At 61.7% G+C, this 24,616-nt stretch carries 16 protein-coding genes; 11 read left to right on the top strand and 5 right to left on the bottom strand.

The window, feature by feature from the left end; translation table 11 throughout:
- The first annotated feature begins 218 nt into the window (after positions 1 to 218).
- Entirely contained in the window at positions 219 to 2,243 is a 2,025-nt protein-coding gene (locus V3W39_RS25015) for a c-type cytochrome (RefSeq protein WP_330213529.1), read from the top strand.
- A 149-nt stretch (positions 2,244 to 2,392) separates the two neighbouring features.
- Here the strand turns inward: V3W39_RS25015 and V3W39_RS25010 are convergent, their stop codons facing one another.
- On the bottom strand, positions 2,393 to 4,411 hold the full coding sequence (locus V3W39_RS25010; RefSeq protein ID WP_330213528.1) for a TonB-dependent receptor: 2,019 nt from the start codon (positions 4,409 to 4,411) through the stop codon (positions 2,393 to 2,395).
- A 310-nt stretch (positions 4,412 to 4,721) separates the two neighbouring features.
- Between V3W39_RS25010 and V3W39_RS25005 the strand changes: the two genes are divergently transcribed.
- Positions 4,722 to 4,958 carry a VF530 family DNA-binding protein gene (locus V3W39_RS25005; protein ID WP_003216406.1) on the top strand — a complete coding sequence of 79 codons (237 nt, stop codon included), beginning with the start codon at positions 4,722 to 4,724 and terminating at the stop codon, positions 4,956 to 4,958.
- Between the two features lies 1 nt (position 4,959).
- Positions 4,960 to 5,589 carry a Pr6Pr family membrane protein gene (locus V3W39_RS25000; RefSeq protein WP_330213527.1) on the top strand — a complete coding sequence of 210 codons (630 nt, stop codon included), beginning with the start codon at positions 4,960 to 4,962 and terminating at the stop codon, positions 5,587 to 5,589.
- Positions 5,590 to 5,685: 96 nt separating this feature from the next.
- On the opposite strand, the gene V3W39_RS24995 is transcribed toward V3W39_RS25000, so the two are convergent.
- Both V3W39_RS24995 and V3W39_RS24990 read right to left on the bottom strand, forming a co-directional pair.
- Complete coding sequence (locus tag V3W39_RS24995) at positions 5,686 to 6,456, bottom strand: siderophore-interacting protein (RefSeq protein WP_330213526.1); 771 nt, start codon at positions 6,454 to 6,456, stop codon at positions 5,686 to 5,688.
- A complete protein-coding gene (locus V3W39_RS24990) occupies positions 6,453 to 7,016 on the bottom strand; it encodes a PadR family transcriptional regulator (RefSeq protein WP_330213525.1) in 564 nt (187 codons plus the stop codon). Before V3W39_RS24990 ends, V3W39_RS24995 begins: the two co-directional genes overlap by 4 nt.
- 448 nt (positions 7,017 to 7,464) lie before the next feature.
- On the opposite strand from V3W39_RS24990, the gene V3W39_RS24985 reads away from it, so the two are divergent.
- From V3W39_RS24985 to V3W39_RS24955, 7 genes are all read left to right on the top strand, one after another.
- Positions 7,465 to 7,962, top strand: coding sequence for a CS1 type fimbrial major subunit (locus V3W39_RS24985; protein ID WP_330213524.1), 498 nt, complete (start codon positions 7,465 to 7,467; stop codon positions 7,960 to 7,962).
- Between the two features lie 109 nt (positions 7,963 to 8,071).
- Entirely contained in the window at positions 8,072 to 10,591 is a 2,520-nt protein-coding gene (locus tag V3W39_RS24980; RefSeq protein WP_330213523.1) for a TcfC E-set like domain-containing protein, read from the top strand.
- Between the two features lie 9 nt (positions 10,592 to 10,600).
- Positions 10,601 to 11,863, top strand: a complete 1,263-nt coding sequence (locus tag V3W39_RS24975) for a hypothetical protein (RefSeq protein ID WP_330213556.1) — start codon at positions 10,601 to 10,603, stop codon at positions 11,861 to 11,863.
- Positions 11,864 to 11,865: 2 nt separating this feature from the next.
- Entirely contained in the window at positions 11,866 to 13,149 is a 1,284-nt protein-coding gene (locus tag V3W39_RS24970) for a hypothetical protein (protein WP_330213522.1), read from the top strand.
- A gap of 3 nt (positions 13,150 to 13,152) precedes the next feature.
- The gene (locus V3W39_RS24965; protein ID WP_330213521.1) at positions 13,153 to 14,289 is read left to right on the top strand and encodes a hypothetical protein; all 1,137 of its coding nucleotides are present in this window, start codon (positions 13,153 to 13,155) and stop codon (positions 14,287 to 14,289) included.
- A 110-nt stretch (positions 14,290 to 14,399) separates the two neighbouring features.
- Entirely contained in the window at positions 14,400 to 15,140 is a 741-nt protein-coding gene (locus tag V3W39_RS24960; RefSeq protein ID WP_330213520.1) for a molecular chaperone, read from the top strand.
- Positions 15,140 to 15,640 (top strand): fimbrial protein, encoded by a 501-nt coding sequence (locus V3W39_RS24955; protein ID WP_259198274.1) that lies wholly within the window; start codon positions 15,140 to 15,142, stop codon positions 15,638 to 15,640. The genes V3W39_RS24960 and V3W39_RS24955 overlap by 1 nt, the downstream gene beginning before the upstream one ends.
- 178 nt (positions 15,641 to 15,818) lie before the next feature.
- Here V3W39_RS24955 and V3W39_RS24950 read toward each other — a convergent pair whose 3' ends face one another.
- Together V3W39_RS24950 and V3W39_RS24945 are read right to left on the bottom strand one after the other, a co-directional pair.
- Positions 15,819 to 20,918, bottom strand: a complete 5,100-nt coding sequence (locus V3W39_RS24950) for an NEL-type E3 ubiquitin ligase domain-containing protein (protein ID WP_330213519.1) — start codon at positions 20,916 to 20,918, stop codon at positions 15,819 to 15,821.
- A gap of 139 nt (positions 20,919 to 21,057) precedes the next feature.
- Positions 21,058 to 24,168 carry a transglycosylase domain-containing protein gene (locus V3W39_RS24945; protein WP_330213518.1) on the bottom strand — a complete coding sequence of 1,037 codons (3,111 nt, stop codon included), beginning with the start codon at positions 24,166 to 24,168 and terminating at the stop codon, positions 21,058 to 21,060.
- Between the two features lie 82 nt (positions 24,169 to 24,250).
- Between V3W39_RS24945 and V3W39_RS24940 the strand changes: the two genes are divergently transcribed.
- Positions 24,251 to 24,523, top strand: coding sequence for a hypothetical protein (locus tag V3W39_RS24940; RefSeq protein WP_330213517.1), 273 nt, complete (start codon positions 24,251 to 24,253; stop codon positions 24,521 to 24,523).
- Positions 24,524 to 24,616 lie beyond the last annotated feature (93 nt).

Below are 24,616 nucleotides of genomic sequence, written 5' to 3'. Positions count from 1 at the left end.
TCTCCTCGCCGACATCGATGCCCGCGTTAATTAGCCAACGTGAGTTCCACTGTAGAACATCGCGCCTGATCCACATCAAGGGCCGCCCGCAAAAAATCCGCTACAACGAAGCTGGGGCTGACCATGCCCCGGTTATCCGCCTGATGACCCAATAAAAACGATTGCAGACCGGCGCCGAGGGGACCACCCCAGGCCCTGGTTATTAAAGGAATAGTGCGATGATTGTTCCCCTGTCACGTCTGGGCCTTGTGGGGGTGATGCTGTGTCTGTCTCTTCCCCTGCACGCCAACCAAGCCGACCCCACGCTGATCGAACAGGGCAAATACGTTGCCCAACTGGGCGACTGCATCGCCTGCCACACCGCCAAGCAAGGCGCGCCCATGGCGGGCGGGCTGGAGCTGAGCACGCCGATGGGCACGATTTATTCGAGCAACATCACCCCGGATCGCGACACCGGCATCGGCCAGTACACCTTCGAACAATTCGACCGGGTGATGCGTGAAGGCGTGACGCCGGCGGGGCAGAACCTGTACCCGGCAATGCCGTATCCGTCCTATGCAAAGATGAGCGAAGGCGACATGCGCGCCTTGTTCGCCTACCTGATGCAGGGCGTGGAGCCGGTGAGCAAACCCAACCTGGACGCCGAGATGGGCTTCCCGTTCAACCAGCGCTGGGGCCTGGCGTTGTGGAATTTTGCGTTCCTCGACACGCAAGCGTTCGTGCCTGACCCCGCAAAGGATGAAGTGCTCAACCGTGGCGCCTATCTGGTCCAGGGCCTTGGCCACTGCGGCTCCTGCCACACCCCGCGTGGCATCGCGTTCCAGGAAAAAGCCTTGAGCGATGCCGGCCGCAGCGGTCGGCATTACCTGGCCGGGGAGACCGTCGAACACTGGCGTGCCCTGAGCCTGCGCAACCTGTGGACGGTGGACGACACCGTGCAATTGCTCAAGACCGGGCAGAACCGCTTTGCCACGGTCTCCGGCAACATGGCCGATGTGATTCACCACAGTACCCAGCACTTCACCGATGCCGACTTGACGGCCATCGCGACCTATTTGAAATCCCTGCCACCGGGCAAGGACGACCTGCCGATGCCCGCCGTGGCCCACGAACCCGTCGCGCCGCCCAAGGACCTGTTCACCAGCCGTGGCGGCTTGGGTTATATGCAGTTTTGCAGCGACTGCCACCGCAGCGACGGGGGCGGGGTGAAAGGCTTGTTCCCACGGCTGGCGGGCAACCCAGGCGTCGCTTCGAACAACCCGACCTCACTGCTGCATATCACCCTTACCGGTTGGGAAACCGCTGAGACGGCAACCCATCCACGGGTCTACACCATGCCCGGGTTTGCCCGGCTGGCGGATCAGGAGATCGCTGAAATCCTCAGCTTTGTGCGCAGCAGTTGGGGCAACGAAGGCACGCCCATCACGGCTGCCCAAGTGAAAAAAATGCGCGGCCAGCTCAACCCGGTCACCACTGATTCTTCAGCGTTTGAAACCCCGCGCCTGGCTGAATTGTTGGCGGCGCCGAATGCTGATCAGGTGGTACGCGGCATGCGCTTGCACCTGCAAACCAAGGAGCTGCTGCCCAATAACGTTGGCAACTCGCTGAACTGCACCAGTTGCCATCTCAACGCAGGCACCGTGGCAGATGGTTCGCCGTTTGTGGGCGTCTCGGCGTTTTTTCCCAGCTATGCGCCGCGTGCGGGCAAGGTGGTGAGCCTGGAAGAGCGGATCAACGGCTGCTTCCGGCGCTCGATGAACGGCAAGCCATTGCCACCGGAATCGGCGGATATGCAGGCGATGGTGGCTTATTTCGACTGGATGAAAAACAACACTAAACCGGAAGACAAAGTGGCGGGGCGCGGAGTGGGCAAGGTCGACCCGGCGATCAAGCCGGACATGGAGAATGGCAAGCAGGTGTACGCCAGGCAATGCGCGGTGTGCCATGGCGACAATGGCCAGGGTTTGACGCGGGCGGATGGCGAGTTGGTGTACCCGCCGTTGTGGGGCGAGCAGTCGTTCAATATCGGGGCGGGGATGGCGCGGTTGTATACCGCGGCGGCGTTCGTCAAACGCAATATGCCGATCGGCTTCCACGAGAAATTCCCGTTGGGGCAGGGTGGTTTGTCGGATCAGGAGGCGGTGGATGTGGCGGCGTACTTCTCCCAACAACCTCGCCCGGATTTCCCGGACAAGGTTAAGGATTGGCCCAAGGGTGGCAAGCCGGTGGATGCACGGTACTAGCTAAGCGTTAGCACCGCGACTGTAGCAAAGGTGCTTATTGTGGCGAGGGAGCTTGCTCCCGCTGGGCTGCGCAGCGGCCCCAAAATAGTGGGAGCGCTACGCACTCCAGCGGGAGCAAGCTCCCTCGCCACAGAGGTTTCAATCAGCTTTTAAAAGGTGGTACGCAGACCCACCTGCACACTCCGCCCCGGCGCGGGGGCAATGTCCCGCAGGATCGAACTGGCATACCGCACGGTCTGGTTCGTCAGGTTCTCGCCGTTCACAAACGCCAGCCACTGGCTGCCACCCACATTGAAGCGGTAGCCGGCGCTGGCACCCAAGGTGGTGTAGCCGTCGGTGCCGCTTTCGTTATCCGGCACCCGGCCCTGGCCCGCCGCATGCTCCACATCAATCCGCGCCTGCCAGCGATCCAGCTCCCACAACAAGCCGCTGTTCAAACGCAACGGCGCAATCCGTGGCAACGCTTCACCCGTGTCCAGGTTGGTAGCGCGGGTGTAATCACCCGACAGCTCCAGCGCGAACTTGCCGTAGGCGCCTTCTCCCAGCTTGATGTGGTCCTGGGCTTCAAACCCTGCGAAACGCGCGCGCACGCCGGAGTATTTGTACTCAGGGATGCCGCCGGCGTCTTCCTCGCCTTCGTCATTCAAGGTCCGACCGCTGCCCAGCAGGCCGATGTAGTTGGAGAAGTGGCTGTAGAACACCCCGAAGCTGCCCTTGTGGGTGCCATTGTCAAAGCGCAGTGCCAGGTCGCTGGACACGGCTTTTTCCTTCGACAGGTTGGCATCCCCCAGTTCGTAGGTGCCGGTGGCGACGTGGGCGCCGTTGGCATACAGCTCGTAGAACGTCGGGGCGCGTTCGGTGTAGCCGAGGGTGGCGGCCAGGGACCAGATCGGCGTCAGCGTATACACCGCGCCGGACGACAGGCTGCCGGCGGTGAAGTCGGCGGACTTGTTGGCATTGGCGAAGCGCTCGTTGCCTTTGCCGTCCGGGTCGACGTTGGTGTGTTCCAGGCGCCCGCCGAGGCTCAGCTTGAGGCGCTCGGTGGCCTGCATTTCTTCGAGGATAAACAGCGCGCCGGCATTGGTGTCGGTCTGCGGCACGAAGGCTTCTTCACCCAGGGCCGAGAATTCGTTGCGGCTGACCTGCGCGCCCATCACGCCGTTGAACGGCCCGATTGGCAGGTGCCGTGCTTCAACCCGGGCTTCGTAGCCCTTGTTCTTGAAGGTGGTGCCGGTCTCGCCGCCTTCGATTTCCATGTGCTTGTAGTCGGTGTAGCCGGCGTCGAGTTTGACCGAGGTGAACGGGCCTTGCAGGTTACGGATCTCGGACGCAAAGGCGTAGTGATCCTGCTTCATGCGGATGCGCACGTCCTGCTCGGCCGGGGAGCCGTAGTTGCTGTCGTAGTTGCTGTAGGACAGCCCGGCGTAACCGTCGTCCCAGGTGTAGGAGCCGCCGACCGCGCCGCCGTCCTGGCGCCCGTTGCTGTTGCCCAGGCGCCCGTTCTTACCTTCACCGTCTTCACTTTCCGGTGCGTGGCGGCTGCGGGCAAAACCGGGGATTTTCAGGTCGTTGAATTCCCGCGCGCTGGCGTCCAGGTGCAGGGCGAAGGTGCCGTTGCCGGCTTCCAGTTTGCCTGCACTGCTGCGGGTGGTGTCGGCGCCGCCGTAGCGCAACTCACCGGCACCGTGGATGCCTTCGATGGCTTCGGTGGGGATGCGGTTGTCGAAGGTGTTGACCACGCCGCCGATGGCGCTGCCGCCATACAGCAGGGCGGCCGGGCCGCGCACGATTTCGATGCGGTCGACGTTGACCGGGTCCAGCGGCACGGCGTGGTCATAGGACAGCGACGAAGCGTCCAGCGCGCCGACGCCGTTGCGCAGGAGGCGAATGCGGTCGCCATCCTGGCCACGAATGATCGGCCGGCTGGCACCCGGGCCGAAGTACGACGAAGACACGCCGGGCTGCTTGTTCAGGGTTTCACCCAGGCTGCCTTTTTGTTGCAGGGTCAGGTCATCGCCTTCCAGCACAGTGGTGGGCGAGGCGAGGGTTTCGCTGCCCAACGGGTTGCCGGTGATGACTTGGGGTTGCAGCTCCAGGGCGTTGGCCTGGGAGGTGATCAACAGGGCGGCGGCCAGCGGGGTGAGGCGCCAGAGAGAAGAGAGGGACATCGGTCGTTCCTTGGCAAACGGCAAAAAAGAGAAGGCTGAAGACGGTAAGGGATTCGATACCCTTTGATAGTTATCGTTACAATATAACATCACTTTTTTCCCTGCCAAGGGGAACTTTCCCGAAAACCCTGTAGGAGCCGGCTTGCCGGCGATGGCGTTCCCGTGAGCGCTGCAGGGCTCCAGACCGTCATCGTCGGCAAGCCGGCTCCTACAGGTTTATGCGTCTACAGTTAAAGCGGTGCTTCCACCGGCCCGGCCCGTCCGCTAAGGTGCGCGGCTTCGTTTTCTTCTTTTTTGCAAAAGGCCCGGCATGACCGCGACAAACAAAGACCCACTGCACGGCGTCACCCTAGAACAGGTCCTCACCGCACTGGTGGCGCATTACCAATGGGAAGGGCTGGCCGAGCGCATCAACATCCGCTGTTTTTCCAGTGACCCAAGCATCAAGTCGAGCCTGTCGTTCCTGCGCAAGACCCCGTGGGCACGGGAGAAGGTCGAAGGCTTGTACGTGAAGTTGATGCGCACCAAACGGCCGGTTGAGGACTGAGGTGAAACGTCACCTTATCGGCCTGGCAGCCCTCGGCGGTTGGGCTGGCCTGGCGCTGCAGCAGTACATCATTTTCTATTTCCGCTGGGTCGACGGCGCCAGCCTGTTGCCAGGCCTGGTGAATTTTTTCAGCTTCTTCACCGTGCTCACCAACACCCTGGTGGCGGTGGTGTTGACCCATGCCTGGGTGCAACGCCAAACCGCGGCGAGCCGGTTTTTTCTCGGGCCCGTGGTGAGCAGTGGGATTGCCGTGAGCATCGTCGTGGTCAGCCTCGCCTACAGCCTGTTGCTACGGCATATGTGGGCGCCTGCGGGCGTGCAGTTTGTGGCGGACGAGTTGCTGCACGACGTGATGCCGCTGGTGTTCGTGGCGTATTGGTGGTGGTGCGTGCCCAAGGGCAGCCTGCGGCTCAGGCACATCGGGCTGTGGGTGATTTACCCGCTGGTGTACTTCGCCTATGCGTTGTTGCGCGGGTATGTGTGGGGGCTGTATCAGTACCCGTTCATTGATGTGGACACGCTGGGTTATCCACAGGTGTTTATCAATGCCGGGGGGATTCTGGCGGGGTTCGTGCTGGTGGCGTTGGCCGTGGTGGGGCTGGATAAATTTCTGGCCAGACCACGCGGTTAATGTGGCGAGGGAGCTTGCTCCCGTTGGGGCGCGTAGCGGCCCTAAGCTTTTGGGGCTGCTGCGCAGCCCAACGGGAGCAAGCTCCCTCGCCACAGGTTATTCGTCGCTGCCGTCGGCGCGCCAGTAACCCACGGCCTTGAGCGCGTCTTCATTGATCTGGTGCGTGTCCAGCAGCACCCGCCGTACCTGGCGTGACAGCTTGGCTTCGGTGGCGACGAAGCTGTACAGCGAACCGCTCGGCAGGGTCAGGTTACGCACTGTTTCCACCAAGTCATCCTGGCCGCGTATTACCCAGATCACTTCCACATCGGCAGCACTGTTCAGTGTCTGCTGTTCCGCCGCATTCGCGATTTCAACCACGGCCAACACCATGCGCCCGGCCGGCAATTCGTCCAGACGACGGCCGATGGCGGGCAGTGCGGTTTCATCGCCGATCAGCAGGTAGCTGTCGAAGATATCCGGCACGATCAACGAGCCCCGTGGCCCGCCGATGTACAGGCGCTGGCCGACTTGAACCTGATCGGCCCAGGTGGACGCAGGGCCGTCGCCGTGCAGCACGAAGTCGATGTCCAGCTCGTTGTTCGCCAGGTCGATGCGACGCGGGGTGTAGTCGCGCATGGCGAGGTCCTCGGCATCCTTGATACTGAACGTCGGGCTCTCCAGCGCCGCCACTTCGGCGGCGTTCTGCGGGAACAGCAGCTTGATGTGATCGTCGCTGCCCAGGCTCACAAACCCCGTCAACTCGGGGCCGCCCACGGTGATGCGGCGCATGCGCGGGGTGATATCGACCACCTTCAGCACCTCCAGGCGGCGGCGTTTGATCTCGTGCATGACGCGGTGGATTTCGAGTTTGTTGGGTTCAGTCATTGGGCTTGCTCCGGTACGGGTTGAACAGCCGGGCCGTCGACGATGGCCTGGGCCGTGGTGTTGAGTAGGGCGGCCACCCGGACGATTTCTTCCGGGCTCCAGCGTCCGTGGTGCAACTGCAGCGCATGGCGCAGGTTGTGCACCGCCTCGTGAATTTCGGCGGGGCGGTCGTGGCCGCGCAGGGAGCGCTTGCTCACGTCGATACGCATGCGTACGCCTTCCAGGGCAATGGCTTGCTCACTTAAGGAAAGACGTCCGGCGTCGGTGATTGTGTAGCGTTTTTTTCCGCCCTCGGCGTCGCCGGTGACCAGTTCGCTTTCTTCAAGGAACGTCAGGGTCGGGTAGATCACGCCGGGGCTGGGGCTGTAGGCGCCGTCGAACAGGCCTTCGATCTGGCGGATCAGGTCGTAGCCGTGGCACGGCTGTTCGGCGATCAGCGCCAGCAGCAGCAATTTCAGGTCGCCGGGGGCGAAGACCCGTGGGCCGCGGCCGCCGCGTTCGCGGCCCGGGCGTTTTTCGAAGCCGTCGCGGCCCTCGCGGTGGGAATGATGGTCTCTCATTTCTGTGTGCTCTCGTTTGGTTTAGATACAACTTAAGATATATCTTTGTTGGCGGGCAAGCTGACCGGACGAACGGTCGAGGGTTACGTCACAAAAATTTGGAACTAAAACCGGAAAAGGTCCACCAACTGGACTATACCTAGTTGGACTAATGTAGAACTAAAGCTCTAATAAAAGTTAATAAGTGTTAATTAGAGCCTTGTGTAGTATTCGTCTTACAGTTAATTCAGCTCATAAAAAATCTGTCATGTAGTCTGGTTCTTACGGCTGATGACAGGCGTTATAAAAAATCCGGGTTTTTTCAGCTTGTCGATTGGCTTAGTTGGCTACAAGTTTGTCGGAAGTGCCCTGCTTAACTTCTCCAAGTTGTTGTAGATACTGTTGCAGCGTTGAACGGCCTCTTCTGGCGGCTCAATCGTTATCAACTGAAACTCTACAGGTACTTAACATGTTCAAAACATCGGTAATCGCCGCTTCCCTGGCCGTCTCGCTGCTGGGTGTCGGCAGTGTCTTTGCTGCGGGCGAAGCCACCAGCACCATCAACATCTCTGCAAACATCCCCACCAAGCAGTTCCATGCCCAGCCTCGCGATCCGAACTTCGGTGTGGCGGAAACCATGGACTACAACACCATCACGGGCAATTTGAACACCTTGCGCGCTGTCTACGATGTGAAAAACACCGATGGCCACATCGCGGCGTACATCGAAGGCGGCCCGGCATCGCTGTCCAATGGCAGCAGTGCAATCGCGCTGACCACCACCTTCAACGGCGTTACGCTGGACGGTACGTCGAAGCAAGTGGTCGATGATGCATCGTCGACTCCTGGCACCCAGGCCGACATGGTGATCACGCCTGCCAAACCTGCAGACACCCAAAACGGCCTGTTCACCACCAGCATGGTCGTGGTGTTCGACAGTGTTCCGCGGGTACCACCGGCGCCATAACGGGTAACTAAGAAAGCGCGTTGCTTCTTAGCCTTTTCCGATCGACAGGGCACTTTCCGGTCGATCGGTCTTTATTGATCTGGTCGTTAGAAAGTTGAGTATTTCTTTCATGTTCCCGATGACTCCCATCGCGGCAGCGCTTGCCTTATTGATGTGCGCAAGTGCATGGGCCGCTCCCGGCGGTACAACACCCAGAAGTTTGTTGGCTCAAGCCAAAGGCTTGCCGGCAGACTTTGAAGAACACTTCTTTGACGTGCCCCTGGCAGTACGGGTGGAACTGGACCAACATTTTATTGGTGAGGCGATGGTTGTCCTGTCTCGAGACGATCGCCTGACCTTGCTGAATTTTACCGACCATCAGGAAAGTTCATTAAAACCCCACCAGCACGATACCTGGGACGCTTACCTCAAGCAGGGTGTGGCACTGGGTGCCTGTGAGCGCAACTGCCCGGAGGGCTTGCTGGCGGTGCACTACAACCTGGAAAACTCGCTGGTTTCTTTGCTCACTGAAAGCGCCGAGCGTGAAATTGAAGCTCGCCGCTACTACGACTTGCCCGCCGATGGCAGCCATGGCCTGATCGTACGTAACCAGTTGAACCTCAACGGTGGCCAGGGCGAGGCGTTGGGCGGGCGTTATGGCCTGGAGGCCAGCAGCAGCCTGGGCAACTGGAGCCAGGCGCTGAACATGCAGTTCTCGCGCCTCGGCGGCCCCGACGAAAACAAGCTGTACCACTCTGTGTACGAGCTCTACACCCAGCGTGAGCTGGAGGGTAATTTTTTCCGCCTGGGCTATTTCACCCCCAGTTCCGAAGGCCTTACCCGCCAGATCCGTACGTTCGGTTCTGCTCCCGACACCACCATCGGCGTGATGTATGGCAGCTCCGACAGCCTGGCGGTCAACAACCCAAAGCCCAGTGTCTACCCTGTCTATGTCACCGCCAACCGCCAGGGTTCGGTGGAGATTTACCGCAACGGCCTGTTGATCAATACCCAGCAGGTGGCGGCGGGTTTGCAGAGCCTCGACACCCGCTCGTTGCCCGGCGGCATTTACGAGGTGGAAGTGCGCCTGCTGGAGGATGGCATCGTCACCAGCACCACCTCGGAGCTGGTGTACAAGCCTAACAACTGGCGCAACCACGATGAGCGCTGGCGCTACAACCTGTTTGCCGGGCGTGAAAGCGGGTTGCTCAGTAACTGGGAACGCCAGTCCGGCGACCAGTTGACCGCCGGTGCGTCGATCAATTACCTGGCCCATCCCCGGGTGATTCTCGGCTTGTCGGGGCGCCAGGTGCAGGACACGCTGCAACTGGGCACCTCCATCGACTGGAGCCTGGCCGAAACCGCCAGCCTGTACGCCAACATCTACCAGACCGAAACCTACGGCACCGGTGTCGACCTCAACGGACTCTACGCTTACCGTTCCGGCAGCATCGTGTTCAACCACACCCGCAGTTGGCTGGACACCCGCGACAGCTATGACACCCTGCCCGACGGCACCCGCATTCGTCATGCCCGAACCTTTACCGGGCAGACCAGCAACTCCTCGCTGTCCCTCAACCATCGCCTTGACGCCAAGAATTCCCTGAGTACCCGGGTGTCCCACAGCACGGGTAACACCGAGGGCGTCGGCGTGGACCTGGGGTGGAACCAGCGCACCTTTTTGTTTGGCAGCGATGCCAACTGGCGCCTGTCGCTGTTTGACCGCCCCGGCAGTTTCAGCAGTGGCAGCCAGCGCAATCGTGGTGTGGACTTCAGCATGAGCCTGGCCCTCGGGGGGCCGGGTGAGTACTGGTCGGGCAGTATCGGCACCCGCACCGCCCGCGAGGGAGGGCGCGACAACAACGGTTCGCTGACCTACCGTCGTGACCTGCAAGGCCACTTCCTGCAAAGCGTGTCTGCCACGGCCCTGGCCGATGTGTATGGCGCTGGGTTGTCGGGCATGGCCAGCTTCCAGACTGACGGCCTGTACGGTGATGGGTTTTTCCAGCGCTCCTCGTTCAACGGCAACCTCACCGGTGGCCTCAACCTGGACAACACCTTCGCCGTGGGCGGACAAAAGATGGTCCTTACCAGCCAGCACCACGGGCGCGGCGCGGGGATGATCATTGATGTCGAGTCCGACGTCGACGATATCGTCCTCCACGCCGACGACCTCACCGGTGGCGACACCGTGCTCAAGCCGGGCCGCAACTTCATCCCGCTCACGGCCTACAAGAACAGCTCGGTAAGCTTCGATTTTCACGGCAACCACGGGCCGGCCGCGACCATCCAGCCGCCCCGCATTGCGTATCACATGAACAAGGGCGGGGTGGACTACCGCAAGGTCAACGTGATGCGCACCGTGACGGTGCTCGGTCGGCTGATCGACCCCCAGGGCCAGCCGCTCAAGGGGCACCACATCATCAACCACGCCAGCCGCGGGGTCAGTGAAGTGGACGGGTTCTTCTCGATGGAAATGAACGCCGGCTCGCCGACTCTGGAAGTGCGCCATGGCAACCAGTTGCTGTGCCAGTTCCGTCTGGACACGGCCAGTGCCCGCAGTGAAAACAATGTGTTGATGATCGGGGACTTGCGTTGCACGCCGGACACGTTGGCCGAGACCTCCCCGAACACAGCGAGGGCGGGTTAAGTGATTGCCATGAACAAACCATGTGGTGAGGTGAACCTGGTATTTCTCTGTCTTATGGGCAGTGTACTGGGCGGCCTTGCACTGCCGGTCGCGGCGGCGGTAATGGAGATCCGCGCTGAGTTCAAGCCAGACCCTGCCAAGCCTCATCTGAATATTTTTGAAAACAAAACGCCCTCAACGGGTTATTGCTCCGTAAACATTCTTGCGTGCGAGTTGGCGGGAATGTTCAGTTTGGCGCCGTCGCTGGTATTCACGTCTTCTGCTGCCATTGCTGCTTTTCACCCGTCACCCCGGCAGGGAGCAATGTTGAATGTTCCGGCCCAGTGGCGTGATTTGACCGTCGTGCGCAGCGAAACCGGTGCGACTGAAACCGTTCGCGTGCGTATTTCCGGGTTTGGTTCAACGGTTCGTTTGCCGGACGACGTTGTCAATCTTGTTGGCGGTGGCGTGTCGGACTTTCAGGCTCACGACATGTTGTGGACCGGGTCAAACTGGACGACAAGTGCGGCGCCCCCCTGCCGGCTGCTCTCAAATGGTTCGAGGGGGAATTTCAGCTTCACCTATTTCTGGCTGACGCCGGTGGAGGCGGTGTGTGCCCGGCAGGCGCGGTTCAATCTTGCCTCGTTGAGTTATGAGAGGGTGAGCTTTGCCTATGAGCTGGTCACGCCCAACCCATTAGGGATGTCCACCGGAGAATACACAGGCAGCCTGACGTATACCGTCGGCCCGGGAAAAGACTTCGACCTGGGCGACATCATGCTACCCAGCGACAGCGAGCTGACCCTGAACTTCACCCTGGATGTGCAGCATCTGCTCAAGATCGAATTGCCGCCCGGCGGCAACAAGGTCGAGCTGGTGCCCCAGGGCGGCTGGCAAGCGTGGCTGAGCCAGGGGCGCCGGCCCACGCGTCTGTTCCGTGACCAGACCTTCAATATCTGGTCGTCCGGGCGTTTCAAGATGGAGTTGCATTGCCAGTTCCCCGTGGGCAATACCTGCGGCCTGCAAGCGCCTTCGGGTGAGACCGTGCCGTTGAATGTCGCCGTCAGCCTGCCCTTCGGGCTGGGCGATGAAACCGGCCAGAAGGTCGACCGACGGCCCTTGCTGCTCGATGGCAGCGGTACCCGTGTGTTCGGCCCCACGTATTACCTGGAGCGCCGACCTGGCGCCCTGCATTTTGAAATCCCGGCCAGCGCGATGGAACCGATGTTGTTGCCGGGGGCGCCTGATCGTTACTCGGGTACCGCCACTGTAATTTGGGATTCGGAAGTCTAATCATGCCAAACAAAAAAACCGGGCTGTTCGCTGATGCCTTAAGCCAACTGCTCAAGTACAAGGTTGCGAGCCTGGTGCTCGCTGGCTTGTTGGGTGGGGCAACGCTGCCAGCCCAGGCGGCGGAAGTGGCGATTCGTGCCGAGTTCAAGCCGGACCCCGCGAGGCCCAATTTCAATACCTTTGAAAACAAAACGCCGAACACTGGTTTCTGCGCGTCCTATCCCGTGCAGTGTGCGGCCATCAAAAGTTTCAGTTTGCGTGTGCCGCTGCGGTTTGATTCCAGCGGGCCGATTGAGCCCTTGCACACATCACCCCGGCAGGGTGCCATGTTCAGTGTCCCGGCCCAGTGGCGTGAATTGATGGTGACCCACACTGCGACCGGGGAGACAGAGACGCTCCAGGTGCGAATTTCCGGGATTGGTTCACGGTACATCACCGACCCGGTTGTTGACCTTGTCGGCGGTGGTGTAACGGCATTGCAAGCTCACCAGCTGTTGTGGGGGTCAAGGTGGGTGAGCGCTCCAGCGCCCTGCCGCTCTTCCCCGCTCGGAGCCTATTCGGGCAACTACTATCAGTTTTTCTGGTTAACGCCGGTTGTCGGAGACTGCGCCAAGCAGGCCCGTTTCAATATTCCGTGGATGACCTACGACTACCTGGACTTTGCCTACGAGCTGATCACACCCAACCCACTGGGCATGTCGATAGGTGAATACAAGGGGGCCGTCACGTATTCGGTCGGGCCGGGAAAAGACTTCGACCTGGGCGACGTCATGCTGCCCAACGACAGCGAACTCCTCCTCAATTTCACCCTGGACGTGCAACACCATCTCAAGGTCGAGATTCCACCCGGCGCCAACCGTATCGAACTGGTCCCCCAGGGCGGCTGGCAATCCTGGGTACAACAGGGCCGTCGACCTACGCGTTTGTTCCGCGACCAGACGTTCAATATGTGGTCGTCCGGGCGTTTCAAGATGGAGCTGCAATGTCAGTTCCCCGTGGGCAATACCTGCGGCCTGCAAGCGCCTTCGGGTGAGACCGTGCCGTTGAATATCGCCGTCAGCCTGCCCTTCGGGGTGGGCGATGAAACCGGCCAGAAGGTCGACCGGCGCCCCTTGCTGCTCGATGGCAGCGGTACCCGTGTGTTCAGCCCCACGTATTACCTGGAGCGCCGACCGGGAACCCTGCATTTTGAAATCCCGGCCAGCACGATGGAACCGATGTTTTTGCCGGGGGCACCTGATCGTTACTCGGGTACCGCCACTGTGATTTGGGATTCGGAAGTCTAGAGCATGATCAAAAAGACACAGAGACTGTTCGCAGGTGCGTTCTGCATGCTGCTGGCGGGGGGCGCGCAGGCGCTGGTCCAGGACATTACTGCCGAGTTCGTTCCGGACCCGACCAATCCGATGAAAAACGAATTCAGGAACACGACGCCCGAGAGTGGGGTGTGCCCCTGGCATATTCCGGCCCGGTGCAAGCAGTTGAATATTTTCACCATCCGCACCGATTTTTATGCAATGTCCAAGGGTCCCCTTTACCCCAACCCCAAGGACCCTCGGCAAGGCGCGATGTGGCGGGTGCCCTCCGAATGGCGGGACTTGCAGGTGACTCACACCGAGACCGGCGAAACCAGTACCGTGCAGATGCGCATTGCCGGCATCGGCCACCGTTGGGATGCCCGGCCTGGCGCCTCCGCCTGGTGGGCGCCCGGGGTGACGTGGGACAGCCAATGGCGCGTTGCCCCCAGCCCTTGCGAGAGCACGGGATATATTGCGGCCTCTACCACCTTTGCGTTGTTTTTCTGGCTGGTGCCGGAGGGCGCGGGTGTGTGCAGCCGACAACCGGGCCAGGAAGTTTCCCAGTTCTGGTATAGCACCCTGGAATACGCCTATGCCCTGAGAACACCCAACCCGTTGGGCATGACCGCCGGCACCTACACTGGCAGCATCAAATACTCCATGGGGCCGGGCAAGGATTTTGACTTCGGTGACAACATGGAGACGGCCGAGACGTCATTCATTTTCAACTTCACGCTGGACGTGACCCACATCCTCAAGGTCGACATTCCGCCGGGTGGCAACCGTATCGAACTGATCCCCCAGGGGGGCTGGCAAGCGTGGGTGCAACAGGGCCGTCGGCCCACGCGGCTGTTCCGTGACCAGACGTTCAACATTTGGTCGTCGGGGCGTTTCAAGATGCAGCTGGAGTGCCAGTTCCCCATGGGCAACACGTGCGGCCTGCAAGCCGCGTCGGGTGAAATGGTGCCGTTGAACATTGCCGTCAGCCTGCCCTGGGGGATTGCTGATGAAACGGGTCAACGGGTCAACCGGCAGCCCTTGTTGCTGGATGGCCACCCGGTTGTTCAACCCGACCCAGTACGTGGAACGCCGGCCTGGCACCTTGCATTTCGAAATCCCCTCCAGTGAGGTTGCCCCGCTGTTTCAGGCGGGGGCGCCTGATCGCTATGCGGGCACGGCCACAGTGATCTGGGATTCGGAAGTCTAGGGCGAGCATTCAATTCAACAGGTAAATGGTTATGAAAACTTTATTGGCAGCGATTGGTTTTGGTGTGTTCATGCCCCTGGCGGTTGCCGGGCCGAACATCAACGTGGGCGTGGTCTACGACTACCTGGACGGTGATAAAAGCACCTATTTGAAACGGGTGTTCAACGGTGGCGACAGCACCGCCTTCGTCAAGATCAACATCATGGAAATCCTCTACAACGCCGATGGCAGCGCCGAAGAAGTGCCCCTCAAAAGCCAGGCCGACGGCAATGCCCGCGACGGCCTGATGGCCAGCCCGGCCCGTCTGATCGTGCCGTCCAACGGCATGCAGGGCAGCCGCTTGTTGTTTATGGGCGAGCGTGACCAGGAGCGTTACTTCCGGGTGCGGTTCGTGCCGGTGGTGCCGGAGAAAGAAGACGAGTTTGCCGTGTCTGCCGAAGATCGCGACGCCTACCGGGCGTCCCTGTCGGCCGGGGTCAACGTGCTGGCGGGCTATGGCACGGTCTTTTTCGTGCGCCCCAAAAACACCCGTTATGAATCGCGTATCGAAGACAACGCCAATCGGTATGTGTTGAGTAACCGTGGCAACAGCGTGGTGGTGGTCGATGAGTTCAAGGACTGTTCGGCCGCCAGCCCCCAGGACTGCCGGCCGGTGACCAAGAACCATGTACTGCCGGGGCGGGCGTTTACCTTCGACAAGGAGCCGGGCCGGGTGTACCGCTTCAACCTGGTGGAAGGCAGCGGGCAAAAAATTCATGAGGTCGAAGGCTGATGAGCAGTAATCCGAGGATGTTCAAGTGGCTCATGGCGGGGATGCTGTTGGCGATGCTGGGATTGGTGTGCTCCGAGGCCTTTGCGGTGCGTGAAGAGCACACGTTTGACGTGTCGATCCAGATTCCCGGCAATGATTTTTATGTACTGCCGGTCAATCCGGGGTTCCTTGAACGCGACCAGCGCATGCACTGGAACACGGTCACCCGGACCCTGGCACCGTTACGGGAAAACTTCGATGTGAAGAACATCTCCGGTGGGGTCACGGCGCGTTTGGGGGCGTTGCCTTCGTTGTTCAACGGGTTCGATTCAATTGCGCTGAATGTGAGCTTCAACGGGCAGGAGCTTGGCCTGACGGAGGCCACGGTAGTGGCAGAAGAGCAGGCACGGGTGGGGTTGCGGGTGCCGCTGGTGATCACTGCCGTAGAGCCGGAGGGCGGGTACCTGGCGGGGGAGTATTACGGCAGTGTGCAACTGGTGTTTGATGCGTTGCGGCCCTGATAACGGATTACGGTGATCAGCCCTTGTGGTGAGGGCGCTAAGTGGAGAGGGAGCTTTTGTGGTGAGGGGGCTTGTCCCCCGTTGGAGTGCGCAGCACTCCCGTTTTTGGGGCCGCTTCGCAGCCCAACGGGGGACAAGCCCCCTCGCCACATGGAGCAGGTTTGGCACATGGAGCAGGTCAGAGCCGGGTGGACGCCACTGCCTCGCGGTTGCTCAGCCCCGTGGCCCTGGCCAGCGCTTCGCGCGTCAGGCGCCTCATCCATTCCTTCTCTTTGTAGCCCAGGTCGTTGAGCAGTCTGTTGTAGAGATCGTCAGACATTGGCTGGCGGGAAAATACCACACGTTCAGGCACCCCCAGTGCTTCGGCGAGGGGCTTGAGCGATTGGCTCAGCAACTCTTTTTGCGCCGGGTCCTGAGCGCGCGCCCACTGGTGTTGTGTGTCCTGCAGTTCATCCAGCTTTAAAAACTGCTCGGTGCAGCGTTGCTCGTTGTCCCGATACTCACCGTCATGGCTGTCGCGCAGGTACTGTTCCCAGTAGGGCTCAAGCAGCATCTGGTTCACCAACCCATCACCTTCGGCCATTTCCAGCACGGTCTGGTACGCCTCGTCGATGCGTGCCTGGGGCACGTCGGCGGTCAGGCGATAAAGCATGTGGTCCGACAGCCAGGGCAAATCCAGCTTCTGCGCCAGGGAGGTCTGGTAGGCCAGGTAGATTTCCACTTCATCGACTTCGCCCGGCTCGCCATCCCGCATATCGGAACGCAGGCGCTGGCCCAGGCCGCCCTCGGTCACCGGCCTCAGGCGCCAGGCGATGTCCTCTTGAATGACCTCGCCCAGATGCCTCATGTGCGCCCGGCCCTTGGCCAGGGTCACCAACTTGCCGGTTCGTTCTTCGTCGGTCAGTGAGTAGCGCCGGGCCTCGGTGGCGAGGACTTCGATGCCCATGTCATTGAAAATCTGTGCACCGCCATCCGCGCACAGTCCGGGGAAACTCGACATCTTGAACAACGTGTCGCGCAGGTCGCTGTCGACACTGGCGGCGAGGATCAGTTGCCACACCCGCTGGGTGAGCTCCGGGCGGTTGATCGCTATGCGTTCCCGGTCTTCTTCGGTCTGTACCGACTCCTCCCGCTCCAGGGACTTGAGCACCTCAAACAACCCTTGTGAGCCGTGCTCCTGTTCCAGGGCATTCCATAAGGTCTTGCGGTGTTCGTGCAGTTGCGGGTCCATTGCTTCCAGCCAGTAGGTGCTGTCGCCCTTTGGTTCGTAGGTGCGGTTGGGGTCCAGCCCCGCCGCCACGCGGTAGCTTTCATAGCGCTGGCGGTGTTCGAGGTCGAGGGTGTTGCGGTCCAGGCGGGTGCGGGCGACGGTTTCTGCCTGGGGCGTGCCGCGCGCAAACTCGGGCACTTGTTCGATGGCGTTGCCTCGCAGGTCGAGCAGGAAGCTGCGGTTTCGCGGGTGGGAAAACAGGCCCGTAGGCCACAGGGTGATCTGTGTGCGACTCAGCAGCAGATCGCGCAGGTTGGGCATGCGCGAGATGTCCGGCGGGATGCCCAAGGGGTTGTTTTGCAGTTGCAGGTGCTCCAGGCGACGCAGGCGGGACAGGAACTGACGTTGCGCGGGGGGCAACATGATGCGGTTGTCCCGCAGGTTGAGGTAGCGCAAAAAGCGCATTTCGCCAATGGCCTCGGGCATCCTCGACAGGTCGTTGTAGCCCAGGTCCAGCGCGCGCAGGGATGGGAAGCCCTTGAGGAAATGTTCGTGGAGCACGCCGAAGCGGTTATCGGCAATGGTCAGGCTGGTGACGTGCTCAAAGCCGGTGGTGAGTTCCGGCAGCATATCCGGCAGCAGCAGGCCCCGCAGGTCCAGTTCCGCGCCGCCCTGGACGTTGCCCCAAGGGTCGGTGTGCACGGCCATGCGGTCTTCCCAGCAGCGATACAGCTTGTCTGCGAGCAAGTGCCGCGCGGCCCGTTCCTGGCGAAACGCGCGACTGTCTTTCGGGTGGGCGGTGGCCGTGCGTTTCCACACTTCCAGGCGGTGGTACAACTGTTGTTTCTCGGTGGTCAACAGGTTGAGCACGCTGCGCATCTGCCGGGCGTCGACGTTGTCGATGAACTGTTCGACGCGTTGTTCGCTCAACGAGGGAAACAGCAGTTGCAGGACTTCCCGGGTGTGCGGTGTTGACGCCGGTTGCGGCGTACCCGCCTGCCGGCTGGCGACAGGCCCTCGCAGTAAACGGCTGGTCTGTGTGTCGGCCGTGGTGCGTATTGGCGGTTGCGCGAGTACTCGGCGGCGCTCGTCCAGGGTGTGCAACTTGTCCATCAGCCAGCGTTTCAGTTCTGCGCCCTGGCCGGGTTTTTGGCCCGGTACGGTGACGGCGTGCAGCAGCGATTCGTAGAGGGTGTCCAGGGTGTGCAGGCGTTGGTGGGCCTGGTCGAACAGCTCGTAGCCGTGGTTGTTTTTGCGCACCAGGATTCGTTGCTGCGATGCATCGGCCGGGCCGGCTTCACAGCGCAACGGGCCGTCCGGGGTTTGCTCGCGCACTTCCAGGTGCAGGTCGGCGAAGGCATCGCTGTGCAGTTTCAGGGTGTTGAGCACCATGCGTTCGGTGTCTGGTGTCAGCGGCCAGGACGGATATAGCCCGGCGTAGGCCTGGTTGGCGTGCTGGACGAAGTGCAATTCCTCAGCCTGGTTGAGCAGCCGCAAAGGCACGTGCTGTTCACTCAGGGTCTGGCGCTCGGTGCGGGTGGCGGTGTCGAGCACGGTGCGCGCCAGCGTCGGGTCGAGGCCGGGCAACTGGCGTTGCAGCAGGCGCACCTGCGGGTCAGCGGATTGCTGGTTGATCTGGTGCACGTACTTCCCGATGTCGTCGGTCTGGGTCTGCACGTAGTCGGCCAGTTGATCGCGCAGGGCTTGTACCCGTTCGGCGCGGGGCACGTCGCGACCCAGCAGTGTGCGGATGGCCTCTTCGTCGAGAAACCCCAGCACCCGTTCCGGCAGTTGGCCGGACATCACCTGCCCCAGGCTGACTTTCAGGGTGGCGGAAGGTGTGGCGCCGGGCTTGGTGTAGGTACGAGAACCCCCGGCAAGATCGGCGCGGGCGAACACCTGCAACGCGGTATTTTCGGGCCAACCCGGCAGCTCGGTGACGGTCTGTTCAAACCATGCCGAGGTCGGGTCATCGGGCATCGGCGTGCCGGTGCGCAAGGTGCCAGCGGCGGTTTTGGCGGTGTGATAGGCCTCGTGGTGTTTGAGGGTTGCCTCCAGCAATGGCGGGGGCGGACGGTTGTACACATACAGGCCACGTAACTGGTCTTCATCGGTGGCGCTGATGCGCCGTACCTGTTGCAACTCAAGGTCACTGAAGGCTTGGGTGCTTGGCCCGAGGCGGCGCATCAGCAGGGTGCTGTCCCAACGACGGGGCTGTTCCGCTTCGTGCACGAAGGCGCCATGACCGTTGAACGACACCTTGGGGTGGTAGGCGTCCGGGCGTTCAGGGTGCCGGATGCGGTGTTGGCCGTTGTCGTCGATCTGGCGAACCTCAACGTGCTGGTTGTCCAGTGGCAGGATCAGTTGGTCTTGATGGGAGTACAGGCCCCGGGCATCAGGCTTTGCGTCCGCTGCCAGCGCGATGTTTTTCAAGGTGTAGGGCGTCAGGTCGGGGTGCCACAGGCGGGTGCGACCGTCGGCGGTGGTCACCGGCTTTAGCCCTTCGACAAAGGGCGACAGCTTCAGGCGCGCCGCCTGGCCCAGGGTGCTCGCCGCGCCGAATGCGGCAAATTGCAGGACGCTGTCGACCACCTCCATCAAGTGTTCGAACGCCTCTAACCGTTGACCTTCGGCCCAGTCGACGATGCCCGTAAACACTTCGTCGGCGATCTGATAAGCGCTGTAGACCAGCATCAGTTCTCCCAGCACCGGCACAAACGGCGTGGCCACCAGCAAGGCGGCGTTGAGGATGTCCGAGAGGATTTTTTCCAGGTTGTCCCACCATGCCCAGCGCGCATGCCGGTCGGCCAGGGCCGTGGACACGGCGATTTCCCGGGCGTCGTTCAGGAGCTTGTTCAGGGTGATGCGAAATTGGTAGTGCCACAGGTCATTTTCGCCGGGGTTACCGGAGCGGTTCTGGTAATCGTCGGCGATGTGTTGCAGACGGAATTGCAGGTTGGGGTTGTTCACCGGGGTGTCTTTCCAGGTGGGGCCGGGGTCGGTCGGGGCTTTCTGGTGCCAGCGGACTTTGCTCAGGCGCGCGTTGAGGTTGGCAAAGAAGTGACCGCGCTCGCCCTGGGCGACAAACTGGCTGAAAAACCGCTGGTAGCGGGTACTGTCCCGTAGTTGCCGGGTGAGTTCCTGGACGAAGGCAATCGGCGAGGGGTATTCCTTGAGCGGGTGCTCGGGGTCTTCGGGGACGTAGACGATCACCCGGCCCACGGGCGTTTCGGTGCCGGGGGTGGCGCAGAACAGCACGATGCCGCTCAGGGCGCTGTTCATCAAATGTACGGTGTAGGCCCCCAGAGGACGGCCATCCAGGTGTGCGTTCGACTGGCCGGCGACCAGTTTGAGTGTCGCCAGGTGGGCATCAGGCCTCACGTGGCCAAGGATCAGCGCCAGATGGGCGGCAACCGTCAGGGCGCTTTTCTGACTGCAGATGGTTGCCTCGCGCACGGTGCGCGCCAGCGCGGCATTGTTGAACCCCAGGGCCTCCTGCAGTCGCGCCTGATAACGCGCGCCGATGTTCAGTTGGCGGCAGAGGGTTTTGAAGGTGTCGGCCGTGAGTGAGGCGCCGCTGGTACGGTGGCGCAGGTTCAACACGTCGCGCTGGCCGCGGGCGTCTTCAGCGGACAGAAAGGCGTAGTCGACAAAGCTGTCGCTGGCGGCAAAGTTATGCAGCGCGGCATCCAGCAGCGAGACGGTGCGGCTGACCACCGCGTTGCTGCTGTCGTGCACCCACCAGGCCAGTTCGGCCTTGCTATACAGGCGCAGGAAGGTGTTGCGCACGTCGATCTCGCCGTAGTGGGCCAGGGCGCTTTTCAGCAGGGGCTCGGCGAACGCCTGGACGTCGTTGAGGTCACGAAATTTCTGGTCCACGGCGCTTTGGTTTTGCCAGTGTTCGGCGATGGCGGTTTTGAGCGCGGGTGTGGGCGCAACGTTGAGCGGGCGGGCGGTTTTCAACGCACGCGCTCGGTCAAGGGCTGCGCCTTTGATCCACGGTGGCAGGGTGTTTTTGATCAGTAAATAGTGGGTGCCTTGGAAATCGGCGCCGGGTAAATCGGACATGGGGTAGACCTGAATTAGAGCAAGAGTAACGGCTCAGTCTATTCAGGCCCGGGGCCGCCGATAAGTTCGAATACCGGCTGGAACAGGCGGCTTATTCAGCGGAAAAATGCGTGGATAAAGCGCATACCTGTCACCTGTTTCAACGTGCGGCGGTGGCGGGCGGAGTCTGGCACAAGGTGCTGTCCCCGGGCTGCAAATACGGGGTAAGAATCGGCGCCATGCCCTTGAGCACCTGCACCGGCAACGCCGAGGTGAACTTGAACCCCTGGGCCGACGCGCCGGGCACGAACGCGGTGAGCGCACCGAAGTGATGGTCGCCGATATAGAACACGAATGTTGCGGTGCGGTTGATCGCCTTGGAGCTGAGAACCCGCCCGCCGGCGCCGATGGCTTCGATGCGGTTGTCGCCGGTGCCGGTCTTGCCGCCCATGGCCAGCGGTGTGCCGTCGGCCAGGTTGAAACTGCCGGACACGCGGCGTGCGGTACCGGCGTCCACCACTTGCGAAAGGGCTCCCCGCAGGGCCGTGGCCACTTCGGACGGCATCACCCGCTTGCCGCGATTGGGGTCGTTGATCAGGCGGGTTTCATAGGGCGTGTCGGCGGCAAAGCGCAGGCTGTCGATGCGCAGCGTGGGTTCGCGTACGCCGTCGTTGAGGATGATGCCCACCAGCTCCGCCAGCGCTGCGGGACGGTCGCCGGAACTGCCGATGGCGGTGGCCAGCGATGGCACCAAGTGGTCGAACGGGTAGCCGACTTTTTGCCAGCGCTGGTGAATATCGAGGAACGCTTCGATCTCCAGCATGGTGCGGATGCGGCTGTCCCGGGCGCTCTTGTGGCGGCTCTTGAACAGCCAGCTGTAAACCTCCTGGCGCTCATGTTCGCTGGCGGCGGTGGCCTGGGTGAAGGTGGCGTCGGGGTTGTTCAGCAGGTAGCCCATCAGCCACAAATCCAATGGGTGGACCTTGGCGATATAGCCCTGGTCGGGCAGGTCGTAGGCGCCGGGGCCGTAGTTCTGGTAGAGCTTGTCGAGGCGTTCGTCGGTGAGTTTTTCAGTGCTTTTCACGCTGCTCAGGTGCGAGCGGATAAAGCTGTTGAAACTCGCCTGGCTGGCGTTGGGCAGCAGGTAGCGGTGCACGGCGGCCAGGCGTATGGCGGTGGGATGCATGCTGTCGAGAAAGGTGTCGAGGCGGGCCTGGGTGTTCTTGTTGCGGTATTTCTTCCAGAACTTGAGCAGGAAGGTGGTGCCTTCGCGGTCGGCGAACTGCGCCAGGTATTCCTGGCGGCGCGGGTCGTTGTCGTCCTTGAGCAACTCGGCGCTGTTGTTCGGGCCCTGGTAGGTGCTGTAGCGCACCAGGTCGCGCATCAGACGGATGAACGGCAGGTTGATCGACTCGCGCAGCGCTTCGATCAACGTGGGTGTACGGCCGTTGTCCTGAATGCGGAAGTTGTGGAAGTGGTGCATGCCGCCACCGGTGAAAAAGCCTTCGCTGGTGTTGGCCGAGTACTGCCGATTGAGGGCTGCGTCGAGCATGGCCGGCAGGTTGCGGTCGCTGTTCTGGATCAGGTAATCGAGGGCCCAGCGGGTGATGCGGTCCTGGTCGTCCACCGGGACTTTGCGCAGCTCGGCCGCCGGCATTGCACCGTATTTATCGTGCAGCTCGCTGACGATTTGCAGGTAGGTGGTCATCACCCGCAGCTTGGCGGTGGAGCCCAGTTCCAGCTTGCTGCCTTCGTTGATGTCGAAGGGTTGGTCGGTGCTGTCGGTCTGTACCCGTACCCGCGCGCCGTCGGGTGTCATCTCGTAAAGGTTGAAGCTGTAGCGAACCTGGGCGGTGCTGGCGGGTGTCAGCAGCGTGGGGCCGATCAGGCCGATCTGCGTGGCGAAGGCCGGGTCGGCGAGGTGCTTGAGGTAAGCGCTGGCCTGGCTTTGCAGGTCGGCTTGCAACGTGCTGGTGGCGGCGAGGTCAAGGCGGTCAAGGTCGTACAACGGCTGGTTGAGCAGGGCGGCCAGGCGCGTACGGGCGACGGTGATGCCCTTGTTGCTTTCGATCGGCTGGATCGTTGGCTGCTGCTGCCAGTCACGGTAGGTAACGTGGCTGGCGAGGGCGGCCTTGGCCAGCGCCGGGTCGATCACGTTGTTCTGGGCGAGCAGGCGGATGTGGCTGTCGGTGAGGTCGGCCAGTTCCTTGTGGCCCTTGGACAAATAGTGAGAGGGCCGGCGCTGGGCGATCATCAGCGACAGCACCTCCCGCAGGGCCAGGCCTTTTTGCGGCAGCTGTTTGGGGTCGTTGCTGTTGAGCAGGACGTTGGTCTGGTTGAAGTCGGCGCCGTACCACACGCGCAAACCTTCGGCCATGCCGTGCACTTCGCCATGGCCGGGCACGGCTGAAAGGGGCACGCTGTTGAGGTAATCGCGCACGATGTCCTGGCGGGCCCCGAGGGTTTGCGGGCCGTCCTGATATGCCCGCACGCTGGCGGAAATCATCTGGCGGATTTTCTCGCCGCCGGACAGGGTCAGGCCGTCGGGGGAGTGGCGGTATTTCTCCAGCTGAGTCGCCAGGGTGCTGCCACCAGCGGTCTGGCCGGGCAGGTGCAGGAGCTTCGCCACCTGGGACCAGGCGGCCTTGGCGAAACGCGGCCAATCCACCGCCGGGTTGAGTTGTGGTTGCTTGGGGTCGAGCAGGTCGCGGTCTTCGATAAACAGCAGGCTGTTGACCACCACCGGCGGGATCGCCGTGAAGCTTGGGTAGAACTGTTGTGGATAAGTGAACTGGTACAGCGGTGCGGCGCGGCAATCGGTGATGGTCAGGCCGGCCTGGATTTTTTCCGGGTAGGGCACGAACAGGCCGCGTTGGGCGTAGCTCATCAGGTCGGGGGAGAAGCGTGCCTGTGCCTGGATCAGGTAATCGCGCTTGATCAGGCGTGGCAGGAATTCACCCAGGGCGCTGTAGCCGAGGCGCTTGTCGAAGGGCCCGGCGCCGGGATAAACCCGCGCATCGCTGGGGCCGGGATGCATTTGATAGGTGAGGGTTGAGGCGAGGTCGGAGAAGGTTTTGGCCTGCAGGCGCGAGGTGTGCATTTCCCGCATCGCGGCAAAGCCCAGGGCGATCAGCGCAATCAGCAGCACCAGCCAGAACAGGCGCCACCACAGTCGCCTGCGGGGAGGAGGGCTTTGTGGCAATGGCTGTTCATCCGGGCTATCGGTGGATACCGCAGCCTTGGTCGAAGCGTTCTGCCATAAAGCGCCCATAGTCGATTGATCCATTTACGTAGATTGATCGGACTTGGTTGAAGCTTAGACGGTGGTGGGCGAGTGGGGGGGATTTGTGAGGGTGGGGTTGTTTGTGGTGAGAGAGCTTGTTGTGGGGACGGGGCTTGCTGTGGAGAGGGAGCTTGCTGTGGTGGGGGAGCTTGCTGTGGTGGGGGAGCTTGCTGTGGAGAGGGAGCTTGCTGTGGTGGGGGAGCTTGCTGTGGAGAGGGAGCTTGCTGTGGAGAGGGGGCTTGCTGTGGTGAGGGAGCTTGCTGTGGAGAGGGAGCTTGCTGTGGCGAGGGAGCTTGCTCCCGCTGGAGTGCGAAGCACTCCCAAAGAACCCACCTCGGTTTGACTGCAAAACCGCATGCCCAGGTCTTGGGGCTGCTGCGCAGCCCAGCGGGAGCAAGCTCCCTCGCCACAACAAGCTCCTTCACCAGCGAGGTGC

It is taken from the genome of Pseudomonas sp. Z18(2022) (genome assembly GCF_036346535.1).
In the GTDB taxonomy this organism is placed as follows: domain Bacteria; phylum Pseudomonadota; class Gammaproteobacteria; order Pseudomonadales; family Pseudomonadaceae; genus Aquipseudomonas; species Aquipseudomonas yamanorum_A.
Note: the sequence above shows the minus strand (reverse complement) of the source record. Positions and strands in the feature narration are given on the sequence as shown.

What these genes read in the sequence shown, in the direction of transcription:
- V3W39_RS25015 (WP_330213529.1), top strand. Translation starts at nt 219, where the DNA reads ATGATTGTTCCCCTGTCACGTCTGGGCCTTGTGGGGGTGATGCTGTGT.
- V3W39_RS25010 (WP_330213528.1), bottom strand. Translation starts at nt 4,411, where the DNA reads ATGTCCCTCTCTTCTCTCTGGCGCCTCACCCCGCTGGCCGCCGCCCTG.
- V3W39_RS25005 (WP_003216406.1), top strand. Translation starts at nt 4,722, where the DNA reads ATGACCGCGACAAACAAAGACCCACTGCACGGCGTCACCCTAGAACAG.
- V3W39_RS24995 (WP_330213526.1), bottom strand. Translation starts at nt 6,456, where the DNA reads ATGACTGAACCCAACAAACTCGAAATCCACCGCGTCATGCACGAGATC.
- V3W39_RS24990 (WP_330213525.1), bottom strand. Translation starts at nt 7,016, where the DNA reads ATGAGAGACCATCATTCCCACCGCGAGGGCCGCGACGGCTTCGAAAAA.
- V3W39_RS24985 (WP_330213524.1), top strand. Translation starts at nt 7,465, where the DNA reads ATGTTCAAAACATCGGTAATCGCCGCTTCCCTGGCCGTCTCGCTGCTG.
- V3W39_RS24980 (WP_330213523.1), top strand. Translation starts at nt 8,072, where the DNA reads ATGTTCCCGATGACTCCCATCGCGGCAGCGCTTGCCTTATTGATGTGC.
- V3W39_RS24975 (WP_330213556.1), top strand. Translation starts at nt 10,601, where the DNA reads ATGAACAAACCATGTGGTGAGGTGAACCTGGTATTTCTCTGTCTTATG.
- V3W39_RS24970 (WP_330213522.1), top strand. Translation starts at nt 11,866, where the DNA reads ATGCCAAACAAAAAAACCGGGCTGTTCGCTGATGCCTTAAGCCAACTG.
- V3W39_RS24965 (WP_330213521.1), top strand. Translation starts at nt 13,153, where the DNA reads ATGATCAAAAAGACACAGAGACTGTTCGCAGGTGCGTTCTGCATGCTG.
- V3W39_RS24960 (WP_330213520.1), top strand. Translation starts at nt 14,400, where the DNA reads ATGAAAACTTTATTGGCAGCGATTGGTTTTGGTGTGTTCATGCCCCTG.
- V3W39_RS24955 (WP_259198274.1), top strand. Translation starts at nt 15,140, where the DNA reads ATGAGCAGTAATCCGAGGATGTTCAAGTGGCTCATGGCGGGGATGCTG.
- V3W39_RS24950 (WP_330213519.1), bottom strand. Translation starts at nt 20,918, where the DNA reads ATGTCCGATTTACCCGGCGCCGATTTCCAAGGCACCCACTATTTACTG.
- V3W39_RS24945 (WP_330213518.1), bottom strand. Translation starts at nt 24,168, where the DNA reads ATGGGCGCTTTATGGCAGAACGCTTCGACCAAGGCTGCGGTATCCACC.